Genomic DNA, 26,971 nt, shown 5'->3' on the forward strand with positions numbered 1-26,971 from the left:
ATAATTTAATTAGCAATTTTTAAATGCGCCCAATCTCAGCTTTTCAAAAATTGACAAATTTTGTTTAAAATCTATATTAATTGGGTTGATTAATATGGATTACACGAATATTCAGTCGCTGATCTATTAATTAATAGCAATAATCAACCTCACGTGCCTGCAAAAAACGGGCCGGGAGGATTTTTATGTCTATATACAAGATCGAAGCAAGAATAGATCAAGAAAAAAAGCGGCGCCGGTTGGGATTGCTATTCGGCCGCTGGTTTCTGACAGGTGGTTTATTGGTAGGCTCCATGGCCACTGCGTCGGCCGCAACCGTCAACATGGTATCCAATGTCAGCGGCGCGCCTACCGTCGTGGCGTTTACCCCTTACACCTATACCTTCACCGTTGCCAACAATGGCCCCGGCGCTGCCACCAATGCGCAGTTTTCTGCCGTGTTGCAGAATATGTTCAATGTCTCGGTAACAGGGGTTACTGCTGCGGGGGGCGCCACCTGCCCGGCAGTGGGTGCTATTACGGCGACGGGCACTGGCGTGAGCGCCGTCGTGCCCAGTATGCCCAACGCCAGCTCTTGTACCATCACGGTCAGCGGCAACTTCTCACAGGCACAGACGGTACAGGTCTCGGCCAACATTCAGCCAGGTGCGGGCGATACCGAAGCCACCCCGGCAGATAACACATCGGTCAACAACTTTCCCACCGTCAGCAATGCCACGGTTGATGTATCGTCCACCGTGGTCATCAACACCCCGCCCAATCTGCCTGGCGGGTTTTATGCCTATGGGGTGCCCATCCAGTTCACCACCACGCATACCAACAATTCGGGTATCGACATCCAGGCGCCCGCCAGCGCACAGTTCGGAAGCGGCATATCCCTTGGGCCTGTCAACTATATTCCTCTGCCAACCACAGGTATTGTCACCACGTTCCTGTCTTGTACCGCATCGGATGGCAGTGCCTGCCCGGCCAATACATCAACCACCCAAACTGTTACAGGAACCTGGGGGACCCCCGCAGGCGGCTCGTCTGCGGTTCCCTATTTGGGCGCCACCAATGCCCCCAGCCCTTCTGTCTGGAAGGCGGGCGTTACCTATACCGTGGTCTCTACCGCCATCATTACGCCAGCCCAGTGTGCAGATAGCGCCATTTTTAATGCGCGGGGCGACAACGGCATTACTGTATTGGTAGATTCAAACCCGGGGAACGACCAACCAACTGCCGCGTTCACCATGGACCCGGCGCAGACCGACCCTTGTGTAGTAGCCAATGCCCCTGTCAATGTCAGTAAAACCATTGTCAATGCGCCTGCGGGCAATGTGCTCAATGCCAATGGGCAAACCATTACCTACCACTACCATGTAGACCGCCCTGCCACTGGAGACCCGGTGATGGATGCGCTTCCACTCAACTACCATCTAGAGGACTTCGTGCAAGCCTTTGGCAATGCACTTGTCAGCCCTGTGACAACGCCGCAGGGTTGGCAAGTGACTGTGCCTAGTGTGGTGGTGGGGGCCTGCACGGGCACCGGAGGGGTGGTGTGCCCCTGGGCGAACGGCGCCATAATCCCCACAACAACGAATCTAGGTGCCAATGTACCTGCCCAGAACCTGGATATGGCCCCGGGCTTTACGCTGGCGGTAGGGCAAGGCCTGGATTTTGAACTGACCTTTACCTTTGCCAATTTTGACCAGGCGGCCTGCCTCCACAGGGCAGGTGGGGCTGCTACGAATTTTTTCACTGTGGCCACCACCGCGCCCCTACCACCAGGGTATGACCGTTGGGGATCGGTCGGCGGGAGTACCAGTGTGACGGCCTTCCTGAGCCCCATCGCACCTGCCTGCCGCAATATGGCGGCCTCCAAAGTGGTGAGCAGCGGCACCGTCCATGCGGGCGAGCCGGTGAGCTTTCAACTGGATGCGGCCAACGTAACAGGCTCCGCTTACCCGTGGCTGTTTGATCCAGGGCGGGTCACCGCCACCGATGTGGTGCTGACCGACGTGCTGCCTTCCACCTTTACAGCTACTGCCGTGAGCTGCTCCATTGTCAACCCTGGCACCCCCGCAACCGAGACGGTGCTGCCTGCATCCGTAGGCCTGGGCAATATCGTCAATGGCACTTTCAGCGTCACCATTCCCAGTATTGCCGGAGACGGCCTGGTGCGCTGCATGGTGACGGGTGTGGATCTGTTCCATGGCAGCCAAACCAATACGGCCGAAGTCAAGCCGGGCGCCAGTGGCTCATGGGTGGATATTGTGCCTACCAACAACCAGGGCACGGCCAACTACCAGGTGAGTGCCTCCCAGCTGGTGGTGACCAAGGTCGTGAGCGGCAATACCGCTGGCTACACGCCAGGCACTACTTTCCCGATCGATGTTGCCTGTACCCGCAATGGCGTGGTGCTGCCCGTGCAAAGCGTCAATGTGCTGCCGGGCACCCCCGTGGTGGTGAACGTTCCGCCCACCAATACCACTGAGTCCGCCGTCTGCACCGTGACAGAGGGCACGGTGCCGGCCGCCAATGGTTTTGCCTGGAATGCGCCGGTCTACAGCCCTGCGCAGACCCAGCCTACGCTGGATATTGCGCAGACTTTCAACGCCACCATCACCAATGTGCTGGTAGGGATTGCCACCCCCCAGCCTGATACTGGCAATGGGAACGCCGGCACGCCAATCACCCCGATCAATGTGCTGACCAACGACACGACGGACGGCCAGCCTTCGACACCGACAAATTCGACGCTGACGGTGGTAACCCCTGCCTCCAACCCTGGTGTGGTGCTCGATCCGGCAACGGGCATGGTCACCACCACCGCGGCCGTGCCACCCGGCACCTATACCATCACCTACCAGCTGTGCGATACGGGCACGCCTGTCGCCTGCGCCACCTCGACGGTGACGGTCACGATTGCAGGTGGGGTCAATCCGCAGCCAGACACGGGCTCGGGCACGGCAGGTACGCCGATCACGCCGGTCAACACACTGGCCAACGACACGACCGACGGCCAGCCTTCAACGCCGACGAACTCGACGCTGACGGTGGTAACACCTGCCTCTGACCCCGGTGTGGTGCTCAACCCGGCAACGGGCATGGTCACCACGACGGCTGCTGTGCCCCCAGGCACCTACACCATCACCTACCAGCTGTGCGACAAGCTGACGCCCCCCGTGTGTGCCACCACCACGGTAACCGTGACGATTGCAGGCGGGGTCAATCCGCAGCCAGACACGGGCTCGGGCACGGCAGGCACGCCGATCACGCCGGTCAATGTGCTGGCCAATGACACGACGGACGGCCAGCCTTCGACGCCGACGAACTCGACGCTGACGGTGGTAACTCCAGCCTCCAATCCTGGTGTGGTGCTTGATCCGGCAACGGGCATGGTCACCACGACGGCTGCCACTCCTGCAGGTACCTATACCATCACCTACCAGTTGTGCGACAAGCTGACGCCTCCCGTGTGCGCCACCACCACGGTAACCGTGACAATTGCAGGCGGGGTCAATCCGCAGCCAGACACGGGCTCGGGCACGGCAGGCACGCCGATCACGCCGGTCAATGTGCTGGCCAATGACACGACGGACGGCCAGCCTTCGACGCCGACGAACTCGACGCTGACGGTGGTAACTCCAGCCTCCAATCCTGGTGTGGTGCTCAACCCGGCAACGGGCATGGTCACCACGACGGCTGCTGTGCCCCCAGGCACCTACACCATCACCTACCAGCTGTGCGACAAGCTGACGCCCCCCGTGTGCGCCACCACCACGGCAACCGTGACAATTGCAGGCGGGGTCAGCCCTCAGGCAGACACGGGCTCGGGCACGGCAGGCACGCCGATCACGCCGGTCAATGTGCTGGGCAATGACACGACGAACGGCCAGCCTTCGACGTTGACAAACTCGACGCTGGCGGTGGTAACACCAGCCTCCAACCCAGGTGTGGTGCTCGACCCGGCAACGGGTAAGGTGACCACGACGGCCACGGTTCCACCCGGCACCTACACCATCACCTACAAGCTGTGCGACAAGGCCACGCCCCCCGTGTGCGCCACCACCACGGTAACCGTGACGATTGCAGGCGGGGTCAATCCGCAGGCAGACACGGCTTCGGGTACGGCAGGCACGCCGATCACGCCGGTCAATGTGCTGGGCAATGACACGACGGACGGTCAACCTTCGACGCCGACGAACTCGACGCTGACGGTAGTAACGCCTGCCTCTGATCCGGGCGTGGTGCTGGATCCGGCCACCGGCATGGTTACCACGACGGCAACGGTTCCTGCGGGTACCTATACCATCACTTACCAGCTGTGCAACAAGGCTACGCCTGCTGTGTGCGCCACCGCCACGGTGACGGTAACGGTAGCGGAGAAGGGCGCAGGAAAGGCAACGAATGTGCCAACCCTCTCCGAGTACGGCCTGATGATCATGGGCGGCTTGCTGATGGTGTTCGGTATGCCATATATGCGGCGCCGTCGCAAATAAAATCTGCCGAGAAAATCCGCTGATTGAAAGGCCAGTCTCTCGACTGGCCTTCTTCATTTCGGGCCATGGCTTCGTTCACCCATGTTGTGAATTCTTTGCTTCAGGCCATGGATTTTTTGTTGCAGCGTACTGTGCAATGCAGCCGCGTCCAGGGGGAGTCTGGCATGCCCCGGATCACGCGATGGCTGCGCGCTTTGCGCAGTGCATTGCCCGTGTGATCATGTGCTAGGCCAGCCGCCCCTGCGGCCACAGGTGCGCAGGATCGTTGTACCCGGGCGTTGACGGGTGGCCCGGGCTGACCAGCCCGTTGATGAGACGTTCGTCTTCCACCGTTACCTGGTAGTCCAGCGCGGGCAGGTAGTCCTGCCACTGCTGCAGGGTGCGCGGGCCGGCGATGACGGCGCTGATGGCCTGGTGGGCCAGCACCCAGGCGGTGGCAAACTGTGCGGCGCTGATGCCTTGCTGCTGGGCGTGTTGCTGCACCTGCTGCGCAATCAGCAGCGAATCGGGGCGGAACTCGGTCTGCATGATGCGCGTATCGTTGCGGCCGGCACGGCTGTCCTTGGGCGGCTCCATGCCCGGCTGGTACTTGCCGCTGAGCACGCCGCGCGCAATCGGGCTGAAGGGCACGACGCCGATGCCGAAATGCTGGCATGCGGGCAGGATGTCGGTCTCGGGCATGCGGTTGAGCAGGTTGTAGTACGGCTGGCACACCACGGGCGGCGGCAGGCCGATCTGGCGGGCGATGAACACGGCCTCTGCAATGCGCCAGCCGCGGAAGTTGGAGATGCCCCAGTAGAGAATCTTGCCGCTGTCGATCAGGTGCTTGAGGGCGTACAGGGGCTCTTCCAGGTTCAGCCCTGCGCGGTCGCGGTGCAGGTAGAGGATGTCGATGCGGTCGGTCTGCAGGCGCTGCAGGCTGGCCTCGACTTCGCGCAGCATCCAGGCGCGCGAGTAGTAGCCCTGGTTGGGCCCGTTGCCCATGGCGTTGCCCAGCTTGGTGGCCAGTACCCAGTCATCGCGCTGGCCTTGCAGCAGGCGGCCCACCATGCTTTCGGAGGCGCCCTTGCTGTAGATGTCGGCCGTGTCGATGAAATTGACGCCGCGCTCGCGTGCATCGGCCACGATGGCAGCGGCCTCCTGCGCATCGGTCTGGTCGGCAAACATCATGGTGCCCAGGCACAGGGCAGAGACCTGAAGCGGGCTGGCGCCGAGTTGGCGGTAGTGCATGGCAATCCCTTTGGCAAATGGTGGGACTATCGTAGTCATGCACGGCGCCCCTGTCTGTCGCTTGGGGTGTGCAGGCAGTACGTCTCAGAACGTGTTCACGATCTCCTCGCGCCGCGACCGTGCTGCGTAGAGATCGTAAACACGTTCTCAGTCGAGGCCGCTGTCTTCCTCCGCGCCATCTTCGTCTTCGTCCTTTTCCAGCTGGCTGCGGGTCTGCAACTGCTGGCGGATGGCGTCGGTGCCCTGCACGAAGCGGTCCACCGGCACGGTGGGCGCCATGCGCCACTGTGGCGGCAGAAGGTTGGACATGTAGAGGCCATCTCCCAGGCGCTTTTGCGATTGCCATTGCAGGCCCAGCTTGGCGCCCACGCCCAGCACCAGCAGGCTCAGCATGGCAATGGCAAGCGTGCGGCTGCCCACCTGGGTTGCCGCGCGCAGGTGGAACCACAGCACGACCACCAGCAAGGCGACGGCCACGCTGGAGTCAAACCGCGACAGCAGCGGTATCGACAATGCAAATGCGCTGGCTGACAGCAGCTTGCCCACCAGCGCCGTAGCCACCATGCCGACCGAGGCGATGCAGACATGGCGCCAGAATGCGGTGGATCCCGTGAACAGCTTGCCCATCAGCGACCAGAGAAGAGACCACACCAGCAGGCCGCCAAACAGCCACAGCAGCATGGATGGCAGCTGGCGTGCCATGGTTCCGGTCTCGGTGGCGCCCAGCCAGGTCTCCAGGGCTGCCAGCAGGGCAAGCGCCACCAGCGCAAAGGCCGTGAGCACGCCTTGCGCGCGCGAGAAGGGCCGCCAGCGCTGTGTGGGCGCCAATGGCTGCGCCGTGGTGCGCAGCGCCAGTTGCACGCCGCGGCCCAACACAAGGCGGGTGCCCGGCGTCCAGGTGCAGCGCTCCCCCGCGCTGTAATGGCGCTTGCCCAGCCAGATGCCGTTGACACTGTCGAGCACTTCGATTTCGTACTGTCCATCACCGTTGCGGTGCAGGCGCACATGTTCGGGTGCGATGCTGGCGTCGGTCAGCACCAGATCGGCGGTGGCCGCGCGGCCAATGGTGCAGGGCCAGGCAAACACCGGCAGCGCAAGCGCCAGGCGGTGACCGCGTTCCACCAGCTCCAGCACGGCGCCTTCGGGCGGCGCTGCAGCGGGCTGCGCGGGGGCTGCGGCATCCAGGGCCGCCATTTCGGTGTCGGGCGCAACTTCGGTCAGCTCGGGGTAGTCGTGTTCGCTCATCGCGCGCTCTCGCTGGAAAAACCTTGCAGGAAATGGCTGGCCAGGCGCTGGGCGTTGTCAAAGTTGACGGCGCTCACGTTCAGCCTGCCCAGCACGCCTTGGCGCGGCTGGTCCACCGAGACGGCCAGCACGGTCAGGTCGTACAGGCCGCTGAACTTGCGGTAGGCCGACATGCAGACCACGGCGCGCAGCGGCAGCCTGGCGTCGCCCGCGACAAAGTCTTCGCGGCATTCAAAGCCGGTGCGCACGCGGTTGCCGCGCTTGCGCATGGGTTCGTTGGCAAAGCTCTGGCTGTAGGTGTTGGCAAACTGCCAGGGGTTGAGGCGCGGGGCGTCGTAGGCCTCGTAGCGCAGCCCCAGGCCGCCCACATCGCCGTCGCCGGTGAAGACTTCGCTGTCGATGCGGCACTGGCTGCGCTCGAAGTCGAACAGCGATTCGCTGCGCCGCTCGCGGCCATCGCCCCAGCAGCGCGCCAGGCTCTCCGATGGCACGGGCACGCGGTAAGGGCCGTAGCGTTCGGTGCGCGCTGGGCCTGCCAGCAGCCGGTCGGTCAGGGCCTGCTGGTGTTCGGTGAGCTGGCGGGTCAGCTCGGCATGCAGCGCGCCTTTGACGGGTTCTGCACTGCGGCTGCGCGCGAGCAGTTGTTCGACAAATTCCACCGGTACCAGAAAGCTGACCTGCTCGGCGCCCAGGCGCTTGGCCACGTTCACGCCCACCACGCGGCCCTGGGTGTCGATGGCGGGGCCGCCGCTCATGCCCGGGTTGAGCGTGCCGCCAAAGAAGATGCGGGGGTAGAAGCTGCGCTGCACCAGGCCGTTGTAGGTGCCTTCTGTGATGGCGAAGCCCACATCCAGGGGGTTGCCCAGCGAGAAGATGCGCTCGCCGCCATTGAGCGGGTTGTTGGCGGGCCGCAGCGCGAGGGCGCCGTGGTGGGGGGCGTCGCCGTCCTTGTCTGCCTTGGCAATGCGCAGCAGGGCGAGGTCGTGCAGGGCATCCACGGCCAGCAGTTGCACGGGCGCTTCCTTGCCATCGACGGCCACGAGCACGGCCCGGTGACGCTCGGGCTCCAATGCCAGCTGGCTGATCACGTGGTAGTTGGTGATGAGCAGGCCATCGGCGGATACGAAAAAGCCCGATCCGGTGCTGCTTTGCGTGTTGGTCTGGCGCCGCAGGGTGCGGATCTGCACAAGCTTGTCTCGCGCGGCCATGTAGGCCTGCTGGGCGTCGGGCGAGGGCGGCGGCAACGGTGCGTCAGCGACCGAAACGGCCGGGCGAGACGGTGGCTGGGCGGTTGCTGCGTCCGCAGGCGCAGTCTGCGGGTGGGCGGCGGTAGGGGCCGGTTGCGCGGTGCCGGCCAGCGGCGTGGCGGCTTCGGCTTGCGGCTGCGCCATGGCGGGGCCTGCCAGCAGCGCAGCCAGTATGCCGGCCAGGCAGGTGATTCGGGTCAAGGATGTCATGGTTCGGGGCGTTCCCAGTCGGCAATCGGGCCGCGGCATGGTTGCAGCATCGGGTGGCATTGCGGGTCGGTGGTGTGGCGCCATTGTTCCCAGAGCGCCGGGTTGCGTGCCTGCAGCTTGCGCAGCAGGTGTTCCCATTCGTAGGCCATCTGGCCGCTGGTGACGGCAATGGGTGCCACCCCAGAGTTGGGGCCGAGCTTGCTGCTGTCAAAACGGTAGCCGCGCTCGGTGGCCTGCTGCTGCACGGCCCACAGGTAGGCGTCGATCGCCAGTTGCGGCGTGGCGTGGGCTTTGAACCGGTCCAACTGGGGATGGTTGCGATAGCCTTTGGTGAGGCCATGGAGCACATGGCGCGCGAGCAGGCCTTCGCGCCACAGCGCAACCAGGCCCTGCGGATCAAGGTACCGGGGGTGCACAGACCAAAGACGCATGGGTGAATGCTATCAAAATAAAAGTGCCTGCGCGCATGGTGCGGGCGTCAGTGGCTGAAATTGCTTCAAAACCACTGTGTGCCACGGCTTCAGCTGCGCAGTTTGTAGGCCTCGGTCACGCCGTGTTCGATGGCGTCGCTGATCAGGTTGCCCAGGCCGCTCCAGGCAATCTGTATGCCCAGGCACAGCAGGATGAAGGCCGAGATGCGCAGGAAGACGATGGTGCCGGTCTCGCCCAGCGGCTTGAGCAGCTTGTCCGCATAGCGGTTGCATACCAGCAGGATGACACCCACCACAATGCTGCCGACTGTGGCGCCGATGACGTTGACGACGGTGAGCGCTGGCGAGCTGCGGTCCAGCAGGCTGACACCGATGGTGATGGTGGCGGCCAGGCTGCCTGGCCCATAGGTGAGGGGAAAGGTCAGCGGGTAGAAGGCGCGGCGGCGGGCCATCTCGGGGGTGAAGGCCTCGGCCAGCTTTTCGGTCCGGCCTTCGGAGGAGTTGGTGTTGATCATGTTCCAGCCGATCACTGCCACCAGAAGGCCCCCGCCCAGGCGCACGATGTCGATCGACAGGCCGAACATTTCCAGCATGTACGAGCCGATCAGCATGAAGAAGATGATCAGCAAGGTGACATTGATGGCGATGCGCGTGGCAATGGCGCGCCGGGTTTCGTGCGATGCGCCCTCGGTCAGGGTCAGAAAGATCGCAGACACGCTGACCGGGTTGAGGATGGGCAGCATGGTGGCGACCACCAGCAGAAAACTCTTGCTGAAGGCGGCAAAGGCGATGGCGAAACTCAGAGACATGAAAGCGGTTCAAAAAGATATAGCGCGCAAGCATGCCAGCCAAAGCCTGCGTGCGCCAGAGGCAGATACCGGGTTGTAAGGGCAAACCAGGGTGCGTGTGTTGCTGGGGGCGGAAATATACATCAGGTGCTCCGCGTGGTCGGTGTCGCCATTCATTGCGTGGCACCGACTTCAATTGGCCCCTGGCGTTGGCACTGCCCGCCCGGCAGTGGACAATAGCGCCCCATGAACTGGAGAAACATACTGATTCCCATTGGTTTGGTGGTGCTGCTGGGGGCTGCTTACCAAAATTACAAATGGATGGGGGTGCTGGCCGTGGGCGGCGGCATCGTGATGTGGCTGATGCTGCATTTCACCCGCTTGATGACCATCATGAAGCGCGCTTCCGAGCGCCCGCTGGGCTATGTGGCCAGTGCCGTCATGCTCAACGCCAAGCTCAAGCCCCAGATGTCGCTGGTACACGTGGTGGCGATGACACGCTCGCTTGGTTTGCGTCAGTCCAAGGACCTGGAGCAGCCCGAAGTCTTTTTGTGGCGTGACAACACGGACTCGACCGTGACCTGTGAATTTGTGGGTGGACGGCTGCGCAAATGGACGCTGGAGCGTCCTGCAGTGGCGGAGCCCGCACCCATTGCAGGCCCCGGCAACCTGGATTGAGGATACGGAATTTGTAACAAAAGGGCCTTGCCAGTGCCCGGCGCGGGGTAGGCGGCTGCCTTGGTCAGGGACTTCGGGGGGTAGGCAATCCCTCATATTGTGTAAAGCGGGCTCCCGTCCACGTAAAATCTCAGCCCAGCATGAAGACGGGTGCCAGATACCGGGCCGCCCGTCTCGCACAATCATCGATCGTTGCCAGGGCAAAGGGGCGCCTGGCAAGCACAGGAAAGTTTGAACACCATGACGCAGGCAGTTGTTGAGTTGCTGGCCAAAGATCTGAACGCGCAGGGCGGCGTGTTCTGTCCCAATCCCAAGGCGGAGATGAAGCTGTGGAACGGCCACCCCCGCATCTTTCTGGATGTGGGCCACTCCGGCGAGGCCAAGTGCCCGTACTGCGGCACCGTGTATCGACTCAAGGCAGGCGAAACCTTCCACGGCGGCCATTGAGTGACAAACTCTCCATTGGGCGGTGCTGCAGCTTCCCGCAAGCTGACGCTGACCATTGGCATCCTGACGCTGAACGAGGAAGACAACATCAAGGCCTGCATCAGCAGCGCCTCGTTTGCAGACCAGGTGATCGTGGTGGACAGCGGCAGTACGGACCGCACCACCGCCATCGCCTGCGAGCAGGGAGCCCAGGTCTACCGCTATGACGACTGGCAGGGCTTTGCCGTGCAGCGCAACCGTCTGCTCGCGCATGCCACGGGCGACTACGTCTTCTTTCTGGACGCGGATGAAGTCATTTCGCCCGCGTTCCGCGAAGAACTGCAGGCCATCGTGCAATCGGGCACCGAAGCCATCTGGATGGTGCGCTGGCGCATGGTGGCCTTTGGCAAGGAACTGAAGTACCTGCGCTCCACCGCCAAGGTCGAGCGCCTGTTCTGGCGTGGCCTGCTGCGCGAGTACACCGGCGTGGTGCACGAGGAGGCGCAGCTCTCGCGTGGCGATGTGCCGCGCCATCTGATGAAGACGCCGCTGCTGCATTACTCGCGCAATACCGTGCATTCCAGCCTGGAAAAACTCACCCAGTACGCCATGCTGGGCGCTGCCAAGCGTGCGCAGGAAGGCGCGCGTGGCGGCATCTGGCGGGGCATGGCCTCGTCGGTGGCGATGTTTCTGCGCCTCTATATCCTGCATTTCGGCTTTCTGTGCGGCGGCGCGGGCTTTCTGTACTGCGTGTTCGTCGCGCTGGAGAGCTTTTTCCGCTATGTGGCGCTGGCCTACGACCGACCCTACCTGAGCGGAGACGTACGCCGATGACGCGCGCGGCGGCCGTGCCGCCTGCATCCACGCTGGCCTTGCGGACCAGCCAGCTGGCCGCTTTTCTGGTGCCGGGCGTAGCGCTGTCCGTGCCGTCGGGCTATTCGGTCGGGGCTGCGGTGCTGGCACTGGCTGCGCTGGTGTTCGTGCGCCAGTGGTGGGGCCAGCCCTGGGACCGGCGGGCCGCGCTGCTGGGCAGCCTGATTGCCGTCATGGGCGTGCTGTGGTCAATGAGTTTTGACGGCTGGTCGCTCAAGCCGCGCAATGACCAGTTCTACAAGTACCTGTTCGCCATTGCCGGCCTGGGCTTCCTGCAGCTGTATGCGCCCAAGGTGCGCCCGCTGGGCTGGGGCATGCTGGCCGGTGCCCTGGGTGCAGGCCTGGTGGCCGCCTGGCAGGCGGGATGGACCGATGCGCACCGGGCCAATGGCTTTACCAATGCAATCCAGTTCAGCGGTCTGGCGCTCATTCTGGCACTGGGCTGCTGCTTTGGCGTATTGCTGCTGTGGCGCTCGCTGGCGGCCTGGCAGCGCGCGCTGGGGCTGGTGTGCAGCCTGTTCGGCCTGCTGGCGGTTGTTCTGTCAGATACGCGCGGCAGCTGGATCGTGCTGCCCGTGGTGCTGCTGGTGGGGGCGCTGATGCTGTGGCGCTGCGGCCTGCGCAAACCCGTGGGCCTGGGGCTGGTGGCTGCAGTCATCGGCATTGGCGCTCTGGTGGCCGTCAAGGGCGCAGAGATGGCGCAGCGCTATCACACGGCAGTGACCGAGGTGGAGCAGTACCAGGAGCAGCACCAGGGCGCCGCACAGACCTCGGTGGGCCAGCGGCTGGCGCACTGGCAGCTGGCCTGGGATATGGGGCGCGCCAAGCCGCTGACCGGCTGGGGTTTGCAGGGCTATATCGATGAAAAGGAGCGCCGCGTGCAGGCGGGCCGTGCCAGCGCCTCCGTGCTGGGCTACGACCATGCGCACAACGAGGTGCTGGACATGTTTGCCAAGCGCGGGCTCGTTGGCGTGGTGCTGCTTCTGGTTTTCTACGCAGTGCCGCTGGCCATCTTCTGGCCCACGCGGCGGCGAATGGCCCAGTGCCCTGGCACGCCGATGGATCGCCAGATTCTTTACCTGCGCATGCTGGGCACGATGGTGCCACTGTGCTACATGGGTTTCGGCCTGACCCAGGTCTTCTTTGCGCACAACAGCGGGCACATGTTCTATGTGTACATGCTGGTGGTGCTGCTGGGCGCGTTGATAGGGCGTGAGCGCGCACTATCTGTGGTGTGCAGTACCACAAGACCCTGAAGACAATTCCTTCAAGGTGCAATCGCCTGCGCCGCAAAGTGCGCGGCAGGCTCCACCAGTTGCATCTGCGCGGTGATCAGCGGCAGATCGCGCGAGCCGGGCGTGGTGGCCTTCACCAGCGAATACAGGGTGGCCGTTGCCAGCTCCAGGGCCTGGGGCAAGGTTTTTCCGTCCACCAGCCGGCCCAGCAGGGTGGCGGCAAACACGTCGCCCATGCCATTGGGCAGCGGATGCAGATCGATGCGGGGCGTGGTCACCAGCCAGGCGCCTGCGCCGTTGACGGCCAGCGTGCCCAGCTGGTCGGCGGCAATATCGGGGGTGGCCAGGCTGGTGATGATGATGGTGTCCGGCCCTCGGCCACGCAACTGGCGGGCCACGGCCACGGCTTCATCGATGCTGGCGAGTTTGGAGCCCGTCAATAGCTCGAATTCAAACTGGTTGGGCGTGATGATGTTGGCAAACGGAATGGCCTGGTCGCGCAGGAAATTGGGGATGGCCGGGTTCACGAACAGGCCGCGCCCGACATCGCCCATCACCGGATCGCACAGGTAGCGCAGTTGGGGGTTGGCGTGCCGGATGTCGCCCACGGCATCGAGAATGACGCTGCCGGTTTCCGCATTGCCCAGGTAGCCCGACAGCACCGCGCCCACCTTGTGCAGCACGCCGCGCTCGCGCAGGCCGGTCAGGATGCTCTGGATGTGCTCTGCGCTCAGGATCTGGCCGCGAAACTGGCCGTAGCCCGTGTGGTTGGAGAACAGCACCGTGTGCACCTGCAGCACCTCAAAGCCCAGGCGCTGCAGTGCGAACACCGCCGCCGAGTTGCCCACATAGCCCCAGGCCACGTGGGATTGGATGGACAGGATGATGGGTTTGGCAGGGGTGCTCACGGCGGCAATCCTTGTAAAAAAGAGAGCGCCTATTGTCCGCCAGCGGCGCGCCATTCGTCTTGCAGATGCTGCAAAAGCTGCGCGGCGGGCAGGGCGCGCGCCTGCGCCACGCCTTGCCCGGCCCAAAGCGACAGGTATTGCGCATCGCCCGCTGCGCCCGCCAGCTTGCGCAGCGCGCCTGTCAGCGCGTTCTGCACCGGGTAGGCTGGAATATCGGTTTCATCAGGCTCCAGCGCGCTGATCATGGCGTTGCGGACGCCACGTGCCGGGCGGCCCGAGATGGTGCGCGTGGTGACGGTGTCCGTCGCGTGGGCTCCGGCCAGTGCGGCGCGGTATGCGGCGTTGATGGCCGATTCCGGGCAGACGAGGAAGGCCGTGCCCATTTGCACGGCCTGCGCGCCCAGCGCAAGTGCAGCGGCAATGCCCGCGCCATCCATGATGCCGCCAGCCGCAATCACCGGCACTTGCAACTGCAGCACGCAATCGCGTACCAGCGGCAGTGTGGCGACCATCGATGAGGCGTAGTCGGCCAGGAAGGTGCCACGGTGGCCACCGGCTTCGAGGCCGCTGGCGATCACTGCATCAGCGCCCACGGCTTGCCAGGCGAGCGCTTCGGCTACCGTGGTGGCGGTGCCCCACACGGCAATGCCTGCGGCATGCAGGCGCTGCACCTGCGCTGCCTCCAGAATTCCGAAGGTGAAGCTGGCCACGGCGGGGCGCAGCTCGATCAGGGTGTCCAGCTGCTGCGCAAATTCCTCGCACCACTGCGCGGGCAGCGCGGGCTCGGCGCCAAAGCGGGCGTAGAGCGGAGCGAGGCGTTGCATGGCGCGCTGCACCTGCGCGGGATCGGGCGTGGGTGTGGCCTGAACGAACAGATTCATCGCAAAGGGCCGCTGCGTGTGGGCACGCACGGCGGCTGCGGCCTCGCGCATGGCCTGGGGCGAGCGCATGCCGCAGCCGAGCGAGCCCAGCCCGCCGCCCGCAGATACGGCCGCCGCTAGCGCCGCGCTGTCGGCCCCGGTCATCGGGCCCTGTACCACGGGCAGCAGCAGATCCAGTTGTTGCATCAGAGCAGTTGGCATGGCGTCATCCTTCAAGGTCAAAACGAGCGCTAGCGCGCATCCGGCGCGCGGTGTGATTTCAAAACAGATAGCAATTGCTGCACCGCCGGTGTGCGGTAGCCACTGCGGGTGATGAACATGGTGGTGCAGGGGGCCAGCGGCAAGGTAGTGATGGGCAAGGGGTCGCGTTGCAGGTCGAGCACAGCCTGTGGAGCCACGGCTACCGCGCTGCCAGCGGCCACGCTTGCGAGAATGGCGTAGTACGAATGCAGCTGCAGCACCTGCGCGGGCGGCGCACCACGCGTCTTTTGCATCCAGTCCTCGCCAATGCGGCGGTAGGTGCAGCCATCGGTGAAGGCGGCCAGGGTCGACGGAGCGTCGCGCTCCGTGCTGCCGGCGGGCAGCAGCAGGCGCAGCGGCTCTTCGTACAGGGGCTCCAGCGTCAGCGGCAGTGGCTCGCCCAGGTCGGGGGCCGGCCAGGCCACCAGGGCGGCGTCCAGTTCGTGGTCCAGCAACTGCTCCACCAGTTGGCGCGAGGGTGCGGTGGACAGCACCAGTTGTACATCGGGATGGCTGCGGTGGAACTGCGCCAGCGGCTGCGGCAGACGCACGGCAGCGGTGCTTTCCATCGAGCCCAGGCGCAGGCGGCCGCTCGGAGCATCGGCGCGCAGGTTCTGTTCCGCCTCTTCGGCCAGCGACAGCAACTGCCCGGCGTAGCGCTGCAGGCGCAGGCCTTCGGGGGTCAGCACCATGCGCCGGGCCTCGCGCACAAAGAGCGGCACGCCCAGCGACTCTTCCAGCTGCTGGATGCGTGTCGTCACATTGGACTGCACGCGCCCTAGTTGCTGCGCGGCACGCGTGATGCTGCCCGCTTCGGCAACCTGCAGAAAAATGGAGAGCGAGGCAAGATCGAGCATGGATGGTAAAAATATCTATCTTTTTATGGAATGGTAATTTATCATTTAATCTCAAAAAAAGATAGATAAAGCCATGTCCATCTCTGCACCCGCATCTTCTGCCGTGTCTTCGGCATCGGTATCCACTGCTTCGGCCTTGAGCCAGCGGCCCTGGCTGGTGGCCATTGCCGGCATGATCGCCATGGCGTCGGCCATGGGCATAGGGCGTTTTGCCTTCACGCCGCTGCTGCCGATGATGCTGCACGATGGCACGGTGACCCTCACCCAGGGCAGCTGGCTGGCGATGAGCAACTATATCGGCTACTTCGTGGGCTCACTCGTGTGCATGGCACTGCCCTGGGTGGCCAAAGGCGTGGTGCAGCGCTGGCATCCGGCGCGCATGGTGCGTTGGGGGCTGTTTTTCACCGCAGTGCTGACGGCGGCCATCGCGCTGCAATGGCCTGACGCCTGGGCCAGTCTGCGGTTTGTATCGGGTGTGGCAAGTGCCGTGGTGTTCCTCAACATCACCTTGTGGTGCATGTCGCAGCTGGCGCATCTGGGCAGGCCTGCGCTGGGCGGGTTGGTGTTCTGCGGGCCGGGCCTGGGCATTCTGGTGACGGGTCTGGCCACCAGCGGCATGGTGACGGCGGGCTGGCATGCGGTCAGTGGCTGGCTGGTGTTTGCACTGCTGGCCGGACTCTTCTGGCTGCTCGTGCTGCCCGTGGTGCGGGGCGCGCTGGCGCCGCTGCCCGCCGCGCAGCCGGGTGCAGCGGTGGCGCCTGCAGCGGAAGGGCCGCTTGACCGTGCCCTGCTTACCGCAGCCTACAGCTTTGCAGGGCTGGGCTATATCGTTACCGCGACTTATCTGCCGGTGATTGCCCGTGGCGCGTTGCCACAAGGCTCTGTCTGGCCCGATCTGTTCTGGCCCATGTTCGGCGGTGGTGTAGCGCTGGGTGCCTACCTGTCGACCCACATGCCAATGCGGTGGGACAGGCGCAAGCTGCTGATGGCGGGCTATGGCACCCAGGCGCTGTCGATTGTCATCAGCTTTGTATGGCCCACGCCGGTTGGCTTTGCGCTGGGCAGTATTTTGCTGGGGCTGCCGTTTACCACCATCACCTTCTTTGCGCTGCAGGAGGCGCGGCGCATATGGCCCGCTGCCATCAGCAGCTTTCCAGGCCTGCTTACCGCCGCCTATGGCCTGGGGCAGATCGTGGGCCCGCCCATGGTGGCTTACATGCTCGCCCACACCGCCAATACCCAGACCGGCTTTGCCTATGGGCTGGCGGTGGCCGCCGGCGCGTTGGTGCTGGGCATGCTGCTGTATGCCTGGATGATGGTGCGCCATCCGCAGCGCAGTGTGTGACGGACGTTCTGGCTATTCCACGTGGCTGGCGCGGCCTTGTCTTGGCAGCCAAATGCGTTGTTTGCGCTTCACTGACAAGCACTGGCAGCTATCAAAAGCAGAGTTGATGGGTTTTGGTAACCGGGGTGTAACCTTGGGGTAAACTCCGGTGCGCAAACGTTTGCGTCATGCAAACATGCGGCTTCTTGCGGTAACTGCCGTGGTTGCAATTTTGCAGAGCCGCATTTGCATACCTATTTTTCTGGAGACTCTCATGCGCTTTTCCCGCCGTACCCTGACTGCCGCGCTGGCCCTGGCTGCCGTGGCTGGTTTCTCCCACAACGCTGCTGCGGCTGACAAGCCCAAGGTGGCGCTGGTGATGAAGTCGCTGGCCAACGAATTCTTCCGCACGATGGAAGATGGCGCCAAGGCGCACCAGAAGGCGCATGCTTCCGAATACACCCTGCTGGCCAACGGCATCAAGGACGAGACCGACACGGCAGCCCAGATCAAGATGGTCGAGCAGATGGTGGCCCAGCGTGTCAATGCCATCGTGATTGCACCGGCCGACTCCAAGGCGCTGGTGCCTACGCTCAAGGCCGCCGCCGACAAGGGCGTGCTGGTGATCAACATCGACAACAAGCTGGACGCCGATGCCTTGAAGAGCAAGGACCTGAGCGTGCCTTTTGTCGGCCCCGACAACCGTGCCGGCGCCAAGCTGGTGGGCGATTTCCTCGGCAAGCAGCTCAAATCCGGCGACAAGGTGGGCATTGTGGAAGGCGTGTCGACCACCTTCAATGCGCAGCAGCGCACCCTGGGCTTCCAGGACGCGATGAAGGCCGCTGGCATCAATGTGGTGAGCGTGCAGTCGGGCCAGTGGGAAATCGACAAGGGCAACACTGTGGCAGCCGGCATGCTGCGCGAGAACCCCGACCTCAAGGCGATTCTGGCCGGCAACGACAGCATGGCGCTGGGCGTGGTTGCAGCCGTCAAGGCCTCGGGCCGCACCGGCAAGGTGGATGTGGTGGGTTACGACAACATCGCCGCCATCAAGCCCATGCTCAAGGACGGCCGCGTGCTGGCCACTGCCGACCAGTTTGCCGCCAAGCAGGCCGTGTTCGGCATCGAGATTGCATTGAAGGCCCTGGCCGAGAAGAAAAAGCAGAACGACATGCCTGCCGAGGTGAAGACCGATGTGGTGCTGGTCACCAAGGACACCAAATAAACGCTGCGCAAACGGTACAACGGCCATGAATGCGATGGAGAACCCGGGCACGCCGCGCGTGCGCCTGCAAGACATTGGCAAAGCCTATTCCGGCACCACCGTGCTGCAGGGAGTGAGCCTCAATCTGCATGCGGGCGAAGTGCTGGCGCTGACCGGCGAGAACGGGGCGGGCAAGAGTACCTTGTCCAAGATCCTGTGCGGTCTGACCGATCCGTCGCAAGGCAGCATGCAGCTCGATGGCCAGCCCTTTGCCCCTGCATCACGCCGCGATGCCGAGCACCATGGCGTGCGCATGGTGATGCAGGAGCTGGGCCTGATCCCGACCCTGTCGGTGGCGGAAAACCTGCTGCTGGGCCGCCTGCCCCACCATATGGGCTGGCTGGACCACGCTGCCATGCGCGACCTGGCCGTGGAGCAACTGGCCAAGATCGGCATGACTGGCATTGACCCGGACACGCCGGTGTCGCAGCTGGGCATCGGCCAGCAGCAAATGGTGGAGATTGCCCGCAACCTGCGGGACGGCACGCGTGTGCTGGTGCTCGACGAGCCCACCGCCATGCTTACGCCCAAGGAAACCGAGCACCTGTTCGAGCAGATTGCGCTGCTCAAGGCGCGCGGTGTGGCGCTGGTCTATGTGTCCCACCGGCTCGAAGAGCTGCAGCGCATTGCCGACCGTGTGGCGGTGCTGCGCGATGGCCGTCTGGTGGACGTGCGCCCCATGGCCGGTGTGCAGGAGCATGAGCTGGTGGAACGCATGGTGGGCCACGCCGTGCAGGACAACGAAGGCCGCCCGCGCCGTGCGCGTGGCGCGCTGCGCCTGTCGGCCAGAAACATGCAGCGCGGCAGGCTGGTGCGTGGCGTGAGCCTCGATCTGTATGCGGGCGAGATCATGGGCCTGGCTGGCCTCGTGGGCTCGGGCCGTACCGAACTGGCGCGCCTGCTGTTCGGTGCCGACCGTGCCGATGCAGGCGAGATCACCGTGCATGCCAGGCCAGAGGACGGGGCTGGCGTGCGCACGTCTACAAGCGTCACGCCCAACTGGCGCAATCCGGTCGATGCCATCCGTGCGGGCATCGGGCTGGTGACAGAGGACCGCAAGTCGCAGGGACTGCTGCTGTCGCAATCCATACGCGCCAACACCACGCTCGCAGGCATGCGCAAGGTGGCTCGCGCAGGCTGGCTGCAGCGTGCGCAGGAGAGCGCAGTGGCGCAGCACTTCATCGAGCGGCTGCGCATCCGTTCGCGCGGGCCGGAGCAGGCCGTCTCCACCTTGAGTGGCGGCAATCAGCAGAAGGTGGTGTTTGCCCGCTGGCTGCACCAGCCCTGCGATGTGCTGCTGCTGGACGAACCCACACGCGGCGTGGATGTGGGCGCGCGCGCCGATATCTACCACGAGGTGGACCGCATGTGCGACGACGGCAAGGCCGTGCTGATGGTGTCGAGCGATCTGCGGGAGCTGATGGCCATGTGCGACCGCATCGGTGTGATGCACAACGGCCAGCTGGTGGCCGTGTTTGAACGTGGCGAGTGGACGGACCAGCAACTGCTGGCCGCAGCATTTGGCAATACCGGCACCGCCGACGCAACCCTGGCGGCGTGAGCCGCTGCATTGATTGATCTAGATAGAGCAGGCGAGGACGAGAAGCCATGACAACACAACCCAACGCGCAGCAAGGCGGAGCCGCTGGGGCGGCTGCACCCGCAGGCTTCATGCAGGCCAGGGGCACCTATGTGGGCCTGCTGGTGGTGCTGGTCGGCATGATCGCGCTGTTCAGCTTCCTCTCCGAGTATTTCTGGAGCAAGGAAACCTTTGTCACCATCGCCAATGAAATCCCTGCGCTTGCGGTGATGGCGGTGGGCATGACCTTTGTGCTGATCCTGGCGGGCATCGACCTGTCGGTGGGGTCGGTGCTGGCGCTGTCGGCGGCGGTGGCTGCGCAGGCCATCCTGGTGTGGGGGCTGGGCCCCTGGACCGCAGGCCTGCTGGGGTTGATCACCGGCCTGCTGTGCGGCGCGGTGACGGGCGCCGTGTCGGTGGCCTGGCGGCTGCCGAGCTTCATCGTGTCGCTGGGCATGCTGGAGGCGCTGCGCGGTGGCGCCTATCTGGTGACCGATTCGCGCACCCAGTATGTCGGGGACGCGATCTCCGGCCTGGCCGCGCCCATTGTCGACGGCGTTTCCGCAGCCTTTCTGATCGCGCTGGCAATTGTCGTCCTTGGCCAGATCGTGCTGACGCGCACGGTGTTCGGCCGCTACGTGATCGGCATCGGCACCAATGAAGAAGCCATGCATCTGGCCGGCATCGACCCGCGCCCGATCCGCATCATCGTGTTTGCGCTGACCGGCCTGCTCGCGGGCTTGGCAGGCCTGATGCAGTCTGCGCGGCTGGAGGCCGCCGACCCGAATGCAGGCACCGGCATGGAGCTGCAGGTGATCGCCGCCGTGGTGATTGGCGGCACCAGTCTGATGGGAGGCCGTGGCTCGGTGATCGCCACGTTCTTTGGCGTGCTCATCATTGCCGTGCTCGAAGCGGGCCTGGCCCAGGTAGGCGCAAGCGAGCCGGCCAAGCGCATCATCACCGGCGCGGTGATCGTGGTGGCAGTGATCATTGACACCGTGCGCCAGCGCCGTGCGGCGCGCCGCGCGTGATCGGGCGGCGATGACAAGCATCAAGGACGTCGCACGCGTTGCCGGGGTGTCGGTCACCACGGTGTCGCATGTGCTCAACAAGACGCGCGCCGTCCTGCCCAGCACGCAGGAGCGCGTGCTGGACGCGGTGCAGAGCCTGGGATACGTGCCCAGCGCCGTGGCACGCAGCCTCAAGATGAACGCCACGCACACCATCGGCATGCTGGTGCCCAACAACTCCAACCCCTATTTCGCGGAGTTGGTGCGTGCAGTGGAAGACGCCTGCTTTGCCGCAGGCTATGCGCTTTTGCTGTGCAACACCGATGACAATGCCGACCGCCAGAAGGTCTACCTGGATGTGCTGTCGCAAAAGCGGGTGGATGGCCTTATCGTGGCCTCGACCAGCGACGACGAGACCATGTCGCGCCATCTGGCGCAGACCGCCATGCCGATGGTGCTGATCGACCGCGCGATTGCCGGGCTGGAGCGCCCCTGCGTGCAGACCGACCATGTGCAGGGAGGCTTGCTGGCGACCGAATACCTGGTGGGCCTGGGCCACCAGCGCATTGCCTGCATTGGCGGGCCAGAGCATCTGCTTTCCAGCGCGCAGCGCGTGCAGGGCTGGCGCCAGGCGCTGCAACGGATGGGGCACGGCACGGACCTGCTGGTGCATGCCGATTTCAGCGTCAACGGCGGCTATCTGGCCATGCAGACCTTGCTGCAGGGCCCGGCCGCCGCACGGCCCTCGGCGGTGCTGGCCTGCAACGACCTGATGGCCATGGGTGCTCTGCGGGCGGTGCATGAATACGGCTTGCAGGTGCCGCAGGACGTGGCGGTGGTGGGTTACGACGATATCGAACTGGCCAGCTACACGCAGCCGCCGCTCAGCACGGTGGCGCAACCCGTCAAGGCCATGGCGCACCAGGCGCTGGCATTGCTGCGGGAGGATATGCAGGCAGGCAAGCTGGCGCAGCGGCAGTCTTCGGCCACCGTGCAGATGCTGGCGCCCGCCCTGGTCAAACGGGCGAGCAGCAAGTCTGCGGGCCATCGTGCAATGCAAACTTTGGGTGGAGGAATGGTGTGAGCGCACCGATTTTGAGCCAGGCGCCGCGCATCGTGGTGCTGGGCAGTCTGAACATGGACCTGGTGCTGCGCGTGCCGCACATGCCCCGCGCGGGAGAAACCATGCTGGGCCAATCGCTCGCGCAGGTACCCGGTGGCAAGGGCGGCAACCAGGCGGTCAGCTGTGCGCGCCAGGGCGCGGCGGTGACGCTGCTGTCGTGCGTGGGCGAAGATGCCTATGCCGAGCAACTGCTGGCGGGCCTGGGGGCAGACCATATCGACGTGCAGCATGTACAGCGCACTGCGCTGGCAGGAACGGGCGTGGCCGTCATCAGCGTGGACGATGCGGCGCAGAACCAGATCGTGGTGGTGCCCGGCGCCAATGAGCTGCTGCGGGTGCCGCAGGCCCTGCTGCAGGCGCAACTGCAGAGCGCAGATTATGTGGTGCTGCAGCTGGAGACGCCTCTGGCCGAGGTGGAGCAGGCGCTGCGCCTGGCCCGCCAGATGGGCTGCAGAACGGCATTCAACCCATCACCCATGCAGCCTTTGCCAGACCACTGGTGGCCGATGGTGGACTTGCTGGTGGTCAACGAAAGCGAAGCGGCGCAGCTGTGTGGCCAGCCGGTGGATACCCCCCAGGCCGCCGCTGCTGCTGCACGCCAGCTGCAGGGCCGTGGCGTGGCGCAGGTGGTGGTGACGCTGGGCGCCCTTGGCGCCGTGGCGTGTGATGCGGCCATTGCCAATGATGATGGCACGGAGGCAAGCCCAGGCGTTGCACACTGGCACGAGGCGGCGCAGGTGCAGGCGGTGGATACCACGGCCGCCGGAGATACCTTTCTGGGCGCACTCACCGTGCAACTGGCGCGCGGTCTGGGCCTGAACGAAGCCACCCAATGGGCCATGCGTGCGGCCAGCATTTGCGTGACCCGTGCGGGTGCGCAGCCATCCATTCCTTATTTTGCCGAAGTCGATACCTTGACCGGCGCGACCCGTTGGAGTCTCGTATGAAGCGCAGCCCCTTGCTCAATATCGAGCTGTCCCAGGTCATTGCCGGCATGGGCCATGGCGATGTACTGGTGATTGGCGATGCCGGCCTGCCGGTGCCGCCCGGCGTGCGCCGCATCGACCTGGCAGTGGCCCAGGGCGTGCCAACGGTCGCGCAGGTGCTCGCTGCCGTTCTGAGTGAGCTGCAGGTGGAGCGCGCCGTGGTGGCGAGCGAATGCCTGTCTGCCAATGAGGGCAGCGGCGCCAAGGGTGCGTTGCCCGACTGGTATGCCAGCCAGGGCGACCGGCTGCCAGCCGCGCCGCAATCCATCTCGCACGAGGATTTCAAGGCCTTGACGGCCCGGGCTGTGGCCGTGGTGCGCACGGGCGAGTTCACGCCCTATGCCAATGTGGCACTGGTATCGGGCGTGGTTTTCTAGAGCTTGGTAGCGGGCCCGCTGGTAGGCACCCGCGCTGCCATGGGCGCCAGCGGCAGGCGCAGCACGAACACCGCGCCACCGCCTTCGCGGGCTTCGCAGTGCACATGGCCGTCGTGCCGCTCGGCAATCGAGCGCACCAGCGCCAAGCCCAGACCTACGCCGCCATGGCGCTCGCTGGCGCCGGGCATGCGGTAGAAGGGCTCGAAAATGCGGTCGCGCTGGTCTTCGGGAACACCGGGGCCGCGGTCTGCGACCCGGATTTCCGCATAGGCGCCCTGCTTGCCCAGGAAGAGGGTAATCGGCCCCTGCGTGTAGCGGCGGGCATTTTCCAGCAGGTTGCGAATGGCGCGGCGCAGCAGTTTGGCAATGCCGCGCACTTCGATGTCTGCATCGGCATGCACGTCGAGCTCGGCGTCGATGCGGGCGCATTCTTCGGCGCACAGGCCCATCAGATCGATCAGCTCGGGCGTGCCCACGTCGGCCTCGCGCGCATCCAGCCGGCTGGCCAGCAGGATTTCGTCCACCAGCTGGTCCAACTCGGCAATATTGCGCTGGATTTCCTGCTTGAACGTGGGCGAAGGCTTGTCGCCCATCAACTCCACCCCCATGCGGATGCGGGTGAGCGGGCTGCGCAGCTCATGCGATGAGTTGGCCAGCAGTGATTTGTGCGACTGCACCAGGGTTTCGATACGCGCCGCTGCGGCATTGAACTGCTGGGCCAGCTCGCCCACCTCGTCGTTGCCACGCACATCGACGCGCACCGACAGGTCGCCGTCGCCAAACTGTTTGACACCATTGCGCAGGCGCTCCAGCCGCCCCATCAGGCGGCGGATGATGGGGAACACACCGACGATCACGACGACACCGATGAGGCCCAGCATCCACAGGAAACCGAATGGCGGCTTGACCCAGAACCACCAGGGGCCCAGGTTGGGCGGTGGCCGGTGCGGGCCGCCCCGGTCACTGCGGCGCTGCAGTTCCATCTCGAAGCTGCGGCCCGCGTCGTCTTCGATCAGGTACAGCACCTTGTCGCCAGGCTCGCCCGGCTGGCGTACGGCTTCGCCGTGCAGCAGCACCGAGCCGTCTGGGCCCCGGATGTACAGCTCGCGCGCAGGCGGCTGCATGGGGGTTGCGTTCTTTTCCGCCGCTACCTGCCAGGCCCAGCCGATCACCAGAATCAGCACCGCCACGCCGCCGACCACGGTGAGCCAGATGCGGAGGTAGAGCCGTTCGGCGAAGTACTTGTACAACTGCATTTCTATGAAGAGGCTTCTGGCGCCTGATGGATGAGCGCTATCTGCTATTGATTTTGTAGTCTAGTCCTGCTGCTTGGCAAACACGTAGCCCACACCGCGCACCGTGAGGATGCGGCGCGGGTTTTTCGCGTCGGCTTCGATGGCGGCCCGGATGCGGCCCATGTGCACGTCGATGGAGCGGTCAAAGGCCTCGAGTTCGCGCCCGCGCACGGCTTCCATGATCTGGTCGCGCGAGAGCACGCGGCCCGCACGTTCGGCCAGGGTGACGAGCAGGTCAAACTGGTAGCTGGTGAGGTCGGCCGGTTTGCTGCCCACGGTCACGGTGCGCGCATCGCGGTCGATCTCCAGGCTGCCAAAGCGCAGTATCTGGGCGGGCTGGGCGGCGGCAGCGCCTCCGTCGCCCCGGCGGCGCAGGATGGCGCGGATGCGGGCAAGCAGCTCGCGCGGCTCAAACGGCTTGGGCAGGTAGTCGTCGGCGCCCACTTCCAGGCCGATCACGCGGTCCATCGGGTCTCCCTTGGCGGTCAGCATCAGGATGGGCACCTGGGCGGCCGGGCTGCTCAAGGTGCGGATGCGGCGGCAGACTTCCAGGCCGTCGATATCGGGCAGCATCAGGTCGAGGATGACGAGGTCGGCTGGCTGGCCGCTGGCGGGCTCTTGCAGCGCCTGGAGGCCGCTGGCGCCATCCGCCATGTGTGTGACCTGCAGGCCCGACTGGTTCAGATACTCGGTCACCATATTGGCCAGGCGCTCGTCATCTTCGATCATCAACAGTTGGTGGGTATGCATGGCAGTCATGGTGGTGGGCGGGCGGGCCCGCGGATTTCAACAGTGGAACATGCTGGCACGCCGCCATGGCGCAGGCTTGTCCCGTCCGTAAAGTTTGGTAAACCGGCTCTCTGTGGCTCCTACTGGTTTTCGGGCGGCGCGCTGTGCGCCGCATGCACGCGCGAGGCAAGCCACACCAGCACCAGCACCGGCAAGCCCAGAAGCGCGGTTGAGACAAAAAATTGTGCATAGCCGAAATGGTCGACATACAGCCCGGAGAAACCGGCGATCCATTTTGGCAGCAGCACCATCATCGAGCTGAACAGCGCGTACTGCGTGGCCGAGTAGTTCACGTTGGTCAGGCTTGAAAGATAGGCGATGAACGCCGCCGACGCAATGCCACCGGCCAGATTGTCGGCCGAAACCACAACGACCAGGCCCGTCAGATCGTGGCCGCGCGTGCTGAGCCAGGCAAACAGCAGGTTGCTGGCGGCCGACAGTACGGCCCCGAGCATCAGCACCCGCATCACGCCAATGCGCATGCTGATGATGCCGCCGACAAAGGCGCCCACCAGGGTCATGATCACGCCGAACACTTTGCTGACCGAGGCCACTTCGGCTTCGGTGTAGCCCATGTCCACATAGAAAGGATTGGCCATGATGCCCATCACCACATCCGAGATGCGGTAGACGGCAATCAGCGCGAGGATCAGAGCCGCGTGCCATCCGTAGCGCTGCAGAAAGTCGGCAAACGGTGCCACCAGGGTCGATTGCAGCCACTCCCGGGCATTGCGCGCGGCAGGCAGGGCCTTGGCCTGCGGCTCGGGTGACAGCAGCACGGTGAGCACGCCCACGGCCATCGAAGCTGCCATCACGCAGTAGGCCATGCGCCAGGCCTGCGGCTGGTAGTCTCCGGCACCGGACTGCAGGGCGGCTGCGACCAGCCACAGCACGCCAGCCCCGGCCCAGATCATGGCGATGCGGTAACCCGTCTGGTAAGTGGCCGCCAGCGCAGCCTGCTTGTCGCTGCTGGCCGATTCAATGCGGTAGGCATCGAGCGCGATATCCTGCGTGGCCGAGCCAAAGGCCGTCAGAACGGCAAAGGCCACCATGGTGTTCAGGTGCTGCTGCGGATCGGTGAAGGCCATGCCCAGAATGCCTCCCATCACCATGCACTGCGCCAGCAGCAGCCAGCTGCGGCGTCGGCCCAGCAGCCGGTACAGGCCGGGCAGTGGCAGGCGGTCCACCAGAGGCGACCAGACCCACTTGAAGGCGTACGCCAGACCCACCCAGCTGATGAAGCCGATGGTGGCGCGCTCGATACCGGCCTTGCGCAGCCAGAACGACAGGGTGCCCATCACCAGCAGGAACGGCAGCCCGGCGCTGAAACCCAGGGCCAGCATGCGCAGGCTGGCTGGCTCGGTGTAGACGCGGAATGTCTCGCCCCAGGAGCGGCGAGCGGGTGTGTCGGTAGAGGTTGCGGAATCCGCCATGGATAAGCTGTGCCAAAACGTGGTGCGATTGTGACAAACCGAAGGCGTTGCGGGCGTT

General features: G+C 64.6%; 23 protein-coding genes. 12 read left to right on the forward strand and 11 right to left on the reverse strand.

The window, feature by feature from the left end; translation table 11 throughout:
- The first annotated feature begins 293 nt into the window (after positions 1-293).
- Positions 294-4,484: an IPTL-CTERM sorting domain-containing protein gene (locus ACH2DG_RS12240; RefSeq protein ID WP_395026421.1), complete on the forward strand. Its 4,191-nt coding sequence runs from the start codon at positions 294-296 to the stop codon at positions 4,482-4,484.
- Positions 4,485-4,709: 225 nt separating this feature from the next.
- Here the strand turns inward: ACH2DG_RS12240 and ACH2DG_RS12245 are convergent, their stop codons facing one another.
- The 5 genes from ACH2DG_RS12245 to ACH2DG_RS12265 form a co-directional block, all read right to left on the reverse strand.
- Positions 4,710-5,714 carry an aldo/keto reductase gene (locus ACH2DG_RS12245; protein ID WP_395026423.1) on the reverse strand — a complete coding sequence of 335 codons (1,005 nt, stop codon included), beginning with the start codon at positions 5,712-5,714 and terminating at the stop codon, positions 4,710-4,712.
- Between the two features lie 147 nt (positions 5,715-5,861).
- The gene (locus tag ACH2DG_RS12250; protein ID WP_395026425.1) at positions 5,862-6,959 is read right to left on the reverse strand and encodes an FHA domain-containing protein; all 1,098 of its coding nucleotides are present in this window, start codon (positions 6,957-6,959) and stop codon (positions 5,862-5,864) included.
- On the reverse strand, positions 6,956-8,416 hold the full coding sequence (locus tag ACH2DG_RS12255; RefSeq protein ID WP_395026428.1) for a trypsin-like peptidase domain-containing protein: 1,461 nt from the start codon (positions 8,414-8,416) through the stop codon (positions 6,956-6,958). The genes ACH2DG_RS12250 and ACH2DG_RS12255 overlap by 4 nt, the downstream gene beginning before the upstream one ends.
- Positions 8,413-8,847, reverse strand: coding sequence for a pyrimidine dimer DNA glycosylase/endonuclease V (locus ACH2DG_RS12260; protein ID WP_395026429.1), 435 nt, complete (start codon positions 8,845-8,847; stop codon positions 8,413-8,415). The genes ACH2DG_RS12255 and ACH2DG_RS12260 overlap by 4 nt, the downstream gene beginning before the upstream one ends.
- Positions 8,848-8,936: 89 nt before the next feature.
- Positions 8,937-9,656, reverse strand: coding sequence for a MarC family protein (locus ACH2DG_RS12265; protein WP_224151021.1), 720 nt, complete (start codon positions 9,654-9,656; stop codon positions 8,937-8,939).
- Positions 9,657-9,881: 225 nt separating this feature from the next.
- Here ACH2DG_RS12265 and ACH2DG_RS12270 point away from each other — a divergent pair, with 225 nt between their 5' ends.
- The 4 genes from ACH2DG_RS12270 (at position 9,882) to ACH2DG_RS12285 (ending at position 12,868) form a co-directional block, all read left to right on the forward strand.
- The gene (locus ACH2DG_RS12270; protein WP_395026430.1) at positions 9,882-10,313 is read left to right on the forward strand and encodes a glycerate kinase; all 432 of its coding nucleotides are present in this window, start codon (positions 9,882-9,884) and stop codon (positions 10,311-10,313) included.
- A 240-nt stretch (positions 10,314-10,553) separates the two neighbouring features.
- The gene (locus tag ACH2DG_RS12275) at positions 10,554-10,760 is read left to right on the forward strand and encodes a zinc-finger domain-containing protein (protein ID WP_395026431.1); all 207 of its coding nucleotides are present in this window, start codon (positions 10,554-10,556) and stop codon (positions 10,758-10,760) included.
- Positions 10,761-11,573 (forward strand): glycosyltransferase family 2 protein, encoded by an 813-nt coding sequence (locus ACH2DG_RS12280; RefSeq protein WP_395026432.1) that lies wholly within the window; start codon positions 10,761-10,763, stop codon positions 11,571-11,573.
- Positions 11,570-12,868: an O-antigen ligase family protein gene (locus ACH2DG_RS12285; RefSeq protein WP_395026434.1), complete on the forward strand. Its 1,299-nt coding sequence runs from the start codon at positions 11,570-11,572 to the stop codon at positions 12,866-12,868. Before ACH2DG_RS12280 ends, ACH2DG_RS12285 begins: the two co-directional genes overlap by 4 nt.
- Before the next feature lie 11 nt (positions 12,869-12,879).
- Here ACH2DG_RS12285 and pdxY read toward each other — a convergent pair whose 3' ends face one another.
- The 3 genes from pdxY to ACH2DG_RS12300 are packed head-to-tail and all read right to left on the reverse strand — an operon-like array spanning position 12,880 to position 15,733.
- Positions 12,880-13,755 (reverse strand): pyridoxal kinase PdxY, encoded by an 876-nt coding sequence (pdxY, locus tag ACH2DG_RS12290; protein ID WP_395026435.1) that lies wholly within the window; start codon positions 13,753-13,755, stop codon positions 12,880-12,882.
- Positions 13,756-13,784: 29 nt separating this feature from the next.
- Positions 13,785-14,837 (reverse strand): NAD(P)H-dependent flavin oxidoreductase, encoded by a 1,053-nt coding sequence (locus ACH2DG_RS12295; protein WP_395026436.1) that lies wholly within the window; start codon positions 14,835-14,837, stop codon positions 13,785-13,787.
- A 29-nt stretch (positions 14,838-14,866) separates the two neighbouring features.
- Positions 14,867-15,733 (reverse strand): LysR family transcriptional regulator, encoded by an 867-nt coding sequence (locus ACH2DG_RS12300; protein WP_395026437.1) that lies wholly within the window; start codon positions 15,731-15,733, stop codon positions 14,867-14,869.
- 73 nt (positions 15,734-15,806) lie between these two features.
- On the opposite strand from ACH2DG_RS12300, the gene ACH2DG_RS12305 reads away from it, so the two are divergent.
- From ACH2DG_RS12305 to rbsD, 7 genes are all read left to right on the forward strand, one after another.
- Entirely contained in the window at positions 15,807-17,078 is a 1,272-nt protein-coding gene (locus tag ACH2DG_RS12305; RefSeq protein ID WP_395026438.1) for a YbfB/YjiJ family MFS transporter, read from the forward strand.
- 253 nt (positions 17,079-17,331) lie between these two features.
- Positions 17,332-18,282: a sugar ABC transporter substrate-binding protein gene (locus tag ACH2DG_RS12310; protein WP_395026440.1), complete on the forward strand. Its 951-nt coding sequence runs from the start codon at positions 17,332-17,334 to the stop codon at positions 18,280-18,282.
- A gap of 25 nt (positions 18,283-18,307) precedes the next feature.
- Entirely contained in the window at positions 18,308-19,882 is a 1,575-nt protein-coding gene (locus ACH2DG_RS12315; protein WP_395026441.1) for a sugar ABC transporter ATP-binding protein, read from the forward strand.
- 110 nt (positions 19,883-19,992) lie between these two features.
- Positions 19,993-20,931 carry an ABC transporter permease gene (locus ACH2DG_RS12320; protein WP_395026497.1) on the forward strand — a complete coding sequence of 313 codons (939 nt, stop codon included), beginning with the start codon at positions 19,993-19,995 and terminating at the stop codon, positions 20,929-20,931.
- A 10-nt stretch (positions 20,932-20,941) separates the two neighbouring features.
- Positions 20,942-21,994 (forward strand): LacI family DNA-binding transcriptional regulator, encoded by a 1,053-nt coding sequence (locus ACH2DG_RS12325; protein WP_395026442.1) that lies wholly within the window; start codon positions 20,942-20,944, stop codon positions 21,992-21,994.
- Positions 21,991-22,980, forward strand: a complete 990-nt coding sequence (gene rbsK / locus ACH2DG_RS12330; RefSeq protein WP_395026444.1) for a ribokinase — start codon at positions 21,991-21,993, stop codon at positions 22,978-22,980. The genes ACH2DG_RS12325 and rbsK overlap by 4 nt, the downstream gene beginning before the upstream one ends.
- Positions 22,977-23,396, forward strand: coding sequence for a D-ribose pyranase (rbsD, locus tag ACH2DG_RS12335; RefSeq protein WP_395026445.1), 420 nt, complete (start codon positions 22,977-22,979; stop codon positions 23,394-23,396). The genes rbsK and rbsD overlap by 4 nt, the downstream gene beginning before the upstream one ends.
- On the opposite strand, the gene ACH2DG_RS12340 is transcribed toward rbsD, so the two are convergent.
- The 3 genes from ACH2DG_RS12340 to ACH2DG_RS12350 form a co-directional block, all read right to left on the reverse strand.
- Positions 23,393-24,652 carry a sensor histidine kinase gene (locus ACH2DG_RS12340; RefSeq protein WP_395026446.1) on the reverse strand — a complete coding sequence of 420 codons (1,260 nt, stop codon included), beginning with the start codon at positions 24,650-24,652 and terminating at the stop codon, positions 23,393-23,395. The genes rbsD and ACH2DG_RS12340 overlap by 4 nt on opposite strands.
- Before the next feature lie 60 nt (positions 24,653-24,712).
- Positions 24,713-25,441: a response regulator gene (locus tag ACH2DG_RS12345; RefSeq protein WP_395026448.1), complete on the reverse strand. Its 729-nt coding sequence runs from the start codon at positions 25,439-25,441 to the stop codon at positions 24,713-24,715.
- Between the two features lie 119 nt (positions 25,442-25,560).
- Positions 25,561-26,913: an AmpG family muropeptide MFS transporter gene (locus ACH2DG_RS12350; protein ID WP_395026449.1), complete on the reverse strand. Its 1,353-nt coding sequence runs from the start codon at positions 26,911-26,913 to the stop codon at positions 25,561-25,563.
- Positions 26,914-26,971: the final 58 nt, after the last annotated feature.

Origin of the sequence: Comamonas odontotermitis (genome assembly GCF_040396735.1) — a bacterium.
Taxonomy (GTDB): domain Bacteria; phylum Pseudomonadota; class Gammaproteobacteria; order Burkholderiales; family Burkholderiaceae_C; genus Comamonas; species Comamonas odontotermitis_C.

What these genes read in the sequence shown, in the direction of transcription:
- ACH2DG_RS12275 (WP_395026431.1), top strand. Translation starts at nt 10,554, where the DNA reads ATGACGCAGGCAGTTGTTGAGTTGCTGGCCAAAGATCTGAACGCGCAG.
- ACH2DG_RS12245 (WP_395026423.1), bottom strand. Translation starts at nt 5,714, where the DNA reads ATGCACTACCGCCAACTCGGCGCCAGCCCGCTTCAGGTCTCTGCCCTG.
- ACH2DG_RS12305 (WP_395026438.1), top strand. Translation starts at nt 15,807, where the DNA reads ATGTCCATCTCTGCACCCGCATCTTCTGCCGTGTCTTCGGCATCGGTA.
- rbsD (WP_395026445.1), top strand. Translation starts at nt 22,977, where the DNA reads ATGAAGCGCAGCCCCTTGCTCAATATCGAGCTGTCCCAGGTCATTGCC.
- ACH2DG_RS12345 (WP_395026448.1), bottom strand. Translation starts at nt 25,441, where the DNA reads ATGCATACCCACCAACTGTTGATGATCGAAGATGACGAGCGCCTGGCC.
- ACH2DG_RS12255 (WP_395026428.1), bottom strand. Translation starts at nt 8,416, where the DNA reads ATGACATCCTTGACCCGAATCACCTGCCTGGCCGGCATACTGGCTGCG.
- ACH2DG_RS12270 (WP_395026430.1), top strand. Translation starts at nt 9,882, where the DNA reads ATGAACTGGAGAAACATACTGATTCCCATTGGTTTGGTGGTGCTGCTG.
- ACH2DG_RS12295 (WP_395026436.1), bottom strand. Translation starts at nt 14,837, where the DNA reads ATGCCAACTGCTCTGATGCAACAACTGGATCTGCTGCTGCCCGTGGTA.
- ACH2DG_RS12315 (WP_395026441.1), top strand. Translation starts at nt 18,308, where the DNA reads ATGAATGCGATGGAGAACCCGGGCACGCCGCGCGTGCGCCTGCAAGAC.
- ACH2DG_RS12320 (WP_395026497.1), top strand. Translation starts at nt 19,993, where the DNA reads ATGCAGGCCAGGGGCACCTATGTGGGCCTGCTGGTGGTGCTGGTCGGC.
- ACH2DG_RS12310 (WP_395026440.1), top strand. Translation starts at nt 17,332, where the DNA reads ATGCGCTTTTCCCGCCGTACCCTGACTGCCGCGCTGGCCCTGGCTGCC.
- ACH2DG_RS12240 (WP_395026421.1), top strand. Translation starts at nt 294, where the DNA reads ATGGCCACTGCGTCGGCCGCAACCGTCAACATGGTATCCAATGTCAGC.
- ACH2DG_RS12265 (WP_224151021.1), bottom strand. Translation starts at nt 9,656, where the DNA reads ATGTCTCTGAGTTTCGCCATCGCCTTTGCCGCCTTCAGCAAGAGTTTT.
- ACH2DG_RS12250 (WP_395026425.1), bottom strand. Translation starts at nt 6,959, where the DNA reads ATGAGCGAACACGACTACCCCGAGCTGACCGAAGTTGCGCCCGACACC.
- ACH2DG_RS12325 (WP_395026442.1), top strand. Translation starts at nt 20,942, where the DNA reads ATGACAAGCATCAAGGACGTCGCACGCGTTGCCGGGGTGTCGGTCACC.
- ACH2DG_RS12285 (WP_395026434.1), top strand. Translation starts at nt 11,570, where the DNA reads ATGACGCGCGCGGCGGCCGTGCCGCCTGCATCCACGCTGGCCTTGCGG.
- ACH2DG_RS12260 (WP_395026429.1), bottom strand. Translation starts at nt 8,847, where the DNA reads ATGCGTCTTTGGTCTGTGCACCCCCGGTACCTTGATCCGCAGGGCCTG.
- ACH2DG_RS12340 (WP_395026446.1), bottom strand. Translation starts at nt 24,652, where the DNA reads ATGCAGTTGTACAAGTACTTCGCCGAACGGCTCTACCTCCGCATCTGG.
- ACH2DG_RS12350 (WP_395026449.1), bottom strand. Translation starts at nt 26,913, where the DNA reads ATGGCGGATTCCGCAACCTCTACCGACACACCCGCTCGCCGCTCCTGG.
- ACH2DG_RS12300 (WP_395026437.1), bottom strand. Translation starts at nt 15,733, where the DNA reads ATGCTCGATCTTGCCTCGCTCTCCATTTTTCTGCAGGTTGCCGAAGCG.